The organism is Caballeronia sp., assembly GCF_049581465.1.
Lineage (GTDB): Bacteria > Pseudomonadota > Gammaproteobacteria > Burkholderiales > Burkholderiaceae > Caballeronia.
In genome coordinates this window covers 1-4,307 of the sequence record NZ_JBAUSA010000281.1, presented here as the reverse complement: position 1 = coordinate 4,307, position 4,307 = coordinate 1, and the positions used below count along the sequence as shown (strand labels likewise).

Genomic DNA, 4,307 nt, shown 5'->3' with positions numbered 1-4,307 from the left:
GGACAATATTTCTTCGAGCCCGATTTCTGGCTAGCGGCGGCTTACACCTTTACCCAAGCGCACATAGCAACCGTCACGGGCCGTTCCGTCCCGAAGTGGAATCAGATCTCATTGATGCTTGACTACGACATCAGCAAACGCACGTCGGTGTATGTCCAGGGCGCTTATCAGCACGTGGACGGGAACACTGGCACGCAATTCGATAACGCCAGTATCATCGGTTCGTCCGGTATCTCGTCTAACGGTAACCAGATGCTTTATCGCGTGGCGATGACGCACCGCTTCTAAGCCTTCTTCTAAGCCTTCTTCCAAGCCTGATCCCCTCGAGACTAAATTTAGTTTCATGAAGATGCTTCGCATGGATGCTCGTTAAGCAGGTAGTCTCCGTCCTCGGCGTGGGCACAGTCGATCCAGGCTAAACGCATCTAAACCGGAGCAATGCCATGAAGCAGCTTTCAATCGCAGCGGGATCTCTTTCATGCGTCGTTGGTTTCTTCGCTTTCGCGCAAACCAGTCGAGCGGCGAAACAGGCGGCTGTTTGCCGGGGCGGCAGGTAATCGGTAGTGCGCCCGATATCCGGCTACCCCATGCAAGTTGCTCAACGGGCCCCGTCCCGGGAGATGGTTGCGGTATGGCATCATTTACCCATTGAAATCGCAGGCTGCACCGGTGCATCGCGCGGTGCCGACGCTGGATGGGAAACGATGACTACACGCGTGCTGACGATCGAAGACGATCCATTGACTGCCAATGAGATCATGGCCGAACTCGAGAAGGGCGGATTCGAAGTAGAGTGGATCGACAACGGAACGGCTGGCCTTGCTCGCGCAATGAGTGGCGAGCATGACTTGATCATGCTCGACCGCATGCTGCCCGGTATTGATGGATTGACGATCCTCACTACGCTGCGAACCGTAGGCGTCCAGACCCCGGTCTTGATGCTCAGCGCTCTCGGGGACGTGGATGAGCGGATTCGGGGTTTGCGGGCAGGGGGTGACGACTACCTGACCAAACCTTTCGATCCCGACGAACTCGTGGCGCGAATCGAGGTGCTGCTGCGCCGCCGTCGGGAAGCGCCGGCGCAGAGCGTAACCGTATTGCAAGTAGGCGCTCTTCATGTCGATCTCATTACGCGCAAGGTACTGCGTGACGGCGAGGAGATCACGCTTTTGCCCACGGAATATCGCATACTTGAATTCATGATGCGGCATGCGGGACAAACGATCACGCGCACCATGTTGTTCGAGGCGGTCTGGGGTTACCACTTCGATCCGGGAACCAACCTGATCGACGTACACATGGGCCGATTGAGAAAGAAGATCGATGTGCCGGGCGTCAGGACGGCGATTCAGACTGTCCGCGGTTCGGGCTATATCCTCACCTGAAACAGACTTCATACTAATACTTTGGCAGAATCAAACAACGCAGCTCAACCGGCGCAACTGGGCCGCGGCTGGCACACAACGACCTTCAAATGGCTCTCGGTCTATGGGGTCATCTTTGCGTTGTCGGTAATGATCTTGATCGGTTTCATCGGCTGGTCCGTCACCGCGGATATGGAGAGGGACAACGATTCGCTGCTGCGCTGGCAACTGATCTATTTCGGATCGGTCCCCGACAAAGACCTGTCCCTCGCCATCCATCAACGGCTCGAGCAGGAGCGGATGCACGTCAGTTATTTTGGGCTGTTCGCGCCAGACGGCTCTCGCATAGCAGGAGACATCCTGGCTTTGCCGCCCGACATGCCTGTCGATTCCACGGGTCACACGCTTCATCGCAAACTGACCGTTGCCATGCGCACGCCGACTCCCGTTGTTCGTGCAATGGCCGTGCGTCGTGCCGATGGCACCGTGCTTGTCATAGCGCGCGACCTGACGGCAATCCTTCGCATTCGCGAGGCAACGATTAACGCGCTCGTCGGCGGCGGCGTGTTCTTCTTGCTGGTCAGCATCGGCACCGGCTTGTTGCTCAGCGTTCGCCAGATGCGGCGCGTGCGTGACATTCGACGGGTGACCTTGCGCATTGCCGAGGGAGACCTCAACCAGCGATTGCCGATGGGAGGGCGCGACGAACTCGACATGCTCACGCACCTTGTCAACCACATGCTCGATGAAGTAGAACGGTTGATGACGGAAGTGAAGGGCGCGTGCGACGGCATAGCCCACGATTTAAGAACGCCGCTGTCGCATATACGAACCTTGCTTAGCAACTCGGTCGAGCGAACCCGGGCAACTGGAGATGACAAGCTGAACCAGATGCTGGAGCAGGCACGACGCGAAACAGACGTGCTGCTTGAACGCTTCAGGGCCATGCTGCGGATTTCCGAAATAGAAGGCTTGAAGAGGCGCGGCGGATTTGCCTCTGTCGATACCAGCGCGCTTGTGCAAGAGTTGGGAGAGCTGTATGAGCCGCTCGCCGACGACCGGTCCATTCGGTGGACGGTTCGCATCGATCAGGTACAGGAGATTCACGGCGATCGGGCATTGCTGTTCGAAGCCTTCAGCAATCTGCTCGACAACGCCATCAAGTTCGCGCCCGATGGAGGCCACGTACAAATTGCGCTCACGCGGCACGCCCGTGGTCCGTCGCTCACCATATCCGACGATGGCCCGGGGATCCCCGAGGGCGAACACGCGGCGATCCTGACGCGGTTCTACCGAGGCGATCAGGCGCGGCACCTGGCTGGATCGGGACTGGGCTTAAGCATTGTCACGGCGGTCATGCGCCTACACGATTTCACATTACGCATCGGTCAGAACGATACGCTCGCTTCAAATGGTGTGCCAGCTAACCGCGGAACGTCGATGACGGTCGAATGCTGGCCACACGCGCTGGACTGATAACAGTCAAGCCTATTGGAACCACCCTCATCATGCGTATTCTCTTAATTTCTCTTTCTCCTCCGGAAGCCGCTTATCTGCATAAGGCGTTGCGCGAGAGCGCACATAGTCTTCAGGCAACAGATGACCTGCGTGACGGTTTATATCTGGCATCGCAAGATGCGTTCGATGTCGTCCTGATCGTGGCGCTAGATACTCCGTCGACGGACGAGTTGGCCGAAATACTGCCTGAATTCACGCGCTTGACCAACCCGCCGGCGCTGATGGCCGTGCTGGGTCGCGCGGGCGCGGCTGAGCGTGTGCGCATGTTGCGCGCCGGCGCGGACGCGTGTTTTGTCCAGCCCTATTCGTTTATTGAAATGCAGGAACGAATGCTCGCCTTGCATCGCGCTCGTGCGCCTGTCGAGGCGGAGCGCGCAACCGATCACGCGCTGTGGCTGGACCCGTCTACACGAGAACTCGTGGAGGGTAAGAGGCGCCTGCTCATGACAAAGTGCGAGTTCTTGCTGGTGGAGTGCTTGCTTCGTCAAATCAATGCGCCCGTTGCGCGCGAACATTTGATTCGATACGCATGGCCGGACAAGGAGGTGGTCGAACCCTCCAGTGTCAACCTGGTGGTTTCGCGTCTAAGGCGCAGGCTGGAGCAATTCGGTTTCGACGCACAGGTCGAAACCGTCAGCCGCTTCGGCTATCAGATCAGCAAGAGTTAAGCACGCCGACGGGCGGCGTCTCAGGAGCCGAAGAACGGGACGCAGTAGCTGGGCGGCCCGACACATTCGTTCGGGCCGTTTGCGGCGCCGTGCATCGACGCGCAACCCGCAAGGACTGCGCACAGGACCAGCGACCCCACCGGCCTGAGCATCCTTGCGAGCATAGACCCTATATGTTTCGGAATACGATGCATATTATTGTCCAATGCATGCTTTAGCTGTGCGCATACACCGTACTGTTCAGATACGAAAGCTGCCCGTCCTGCTCGGCATGCACGAGTTCCTGGTATACCTCAGCACGTGTTTTCGGTTGAATGGGCTGGCCATAAGGGGCTTGCCATTGACCCGCTTGCGTCGTGGCTGCGGGCGGGGTCGACGTTGCTGTCGGGTCAGCGGCGAAAGCGGAACCGGCTGCGGCAATACCAACAAATGCAATGACAGTCATCAAGGTCTTCATGGTGTTCTCCTGGATCTTCGGTTGAGAATTGGAACTTGTTACGTGGGAAGCGACCGGTTGCGGTTGCGGTCGGTGTTGGCGATCGCTATCCGGTAGAAGCAGATTAACGGGGTGCACCTGTCGTGGACTCCGCCTAACCATGAAAACTTATTCATGCGATGCCCCTTGGATGAGACCTGTTCGCATGCGCTTCGCGAGCCATGCGCCAAGTCGATCTTCCAGGCTGAATATTGCGGGGCACAGAGATGAAAATTCCTTCATCAAGTCGCTGTGTTTTCCAATGACCGCGTCATATGGCAC

Annotated in this window: 4 protein-coding genes and 1 pseudogene; 4 read left to right on the top strand and 1 reads right to left on the bottom strand. The window is 57.8% G+C overall.

Features of this window, described 5'->3' with window-relative positions:
* The 4 genes and pseudogenes from WCA53_RS06965 to WCA53_RS06950 all read left to right on the top strand — a co-directional run.
* Positions 1 to 288: pseudogene (locus WCA53_RS06965) on the top strand (porin); the annotation flags it as partial.
* A 416-nt stretch (positions 289 to 704) separates the two neighbouring features.
* The gene (locus tag WCA53_RS06960; RefSeq protein ID WP_423907303.1) at positions 705 to 1,385 is read left to right on the top strand and encodes a response regulator transcription factor; all 681 of its coding nucleotides are present in this window, start codon (positions 705 to 707) and stop codon (positions 1,383 to 1,385) included.
* Positions 1,386 to 1,406: 21 nt separating this feature from the next.
* Entirely contained in the window at positions 1,407 to 2,840 is a 1,434-nt protein-coding gene (locus WCA53_RS06955; RefSeq protein ID WP_423907301.1) for an ATP-binding protein, read from the top strand.
* A 32-nt stretch (positions 2,841 to 2,872) separates the two neighbouring features.
* A complete protein-coding gene (locus WCA53_RS06950) occupies positions 2,873 to 3,550 on the top strand; it encodes a response regulator transcription factor (protein WP_423907298.1) in 678 nt (225 codons plus the stop codon).
* Positions 3,551 to 3,764: 214 nt separating this feature from the next.
* On the opposite strand, the gene WCA53_RS06945 is transcribed toward WCA53_RS06950, so the two are convergent.
* Complete coding sequence (locus WCA53_RS06945; protein WP_423907295.1) at positions 3,765 to 4,007, bottom strand: DUF4148 domain-containing protein; 243 nt, start codon at positions 4,005 to 4,007, stop codon at positions 3,765 to 3,767.
* Positions 4,008 to 4,307 lie beyond the last annotated feature (300 nt).

What these genes read in the sequence shown, in the direction of transcription:
- WCA53_RS06960 (WP_423907303.1), top strand. Translation starts at nt 705, where the DNA reads ATGACTACACGCGTGCTGACGATCGAAGACGATCCATTGACTGCCAAT.
- WCA53_RS06950 (WP_423907298.1), top strand. Translation starts at nt 2,873, where the DNA reads ATGCGTATTCTCTTAATTTCTCTTTCTCCTCCGGAAGCCGCTTATCTG.
- WCA53_RS06945 (WP_423907295.1), bottom strand. Translation starts at nt 4,007, where the DNA reads ATGAAGACCTTGATGACTGTCATTGCATTTGTTGGTATTGCCGCAGCC.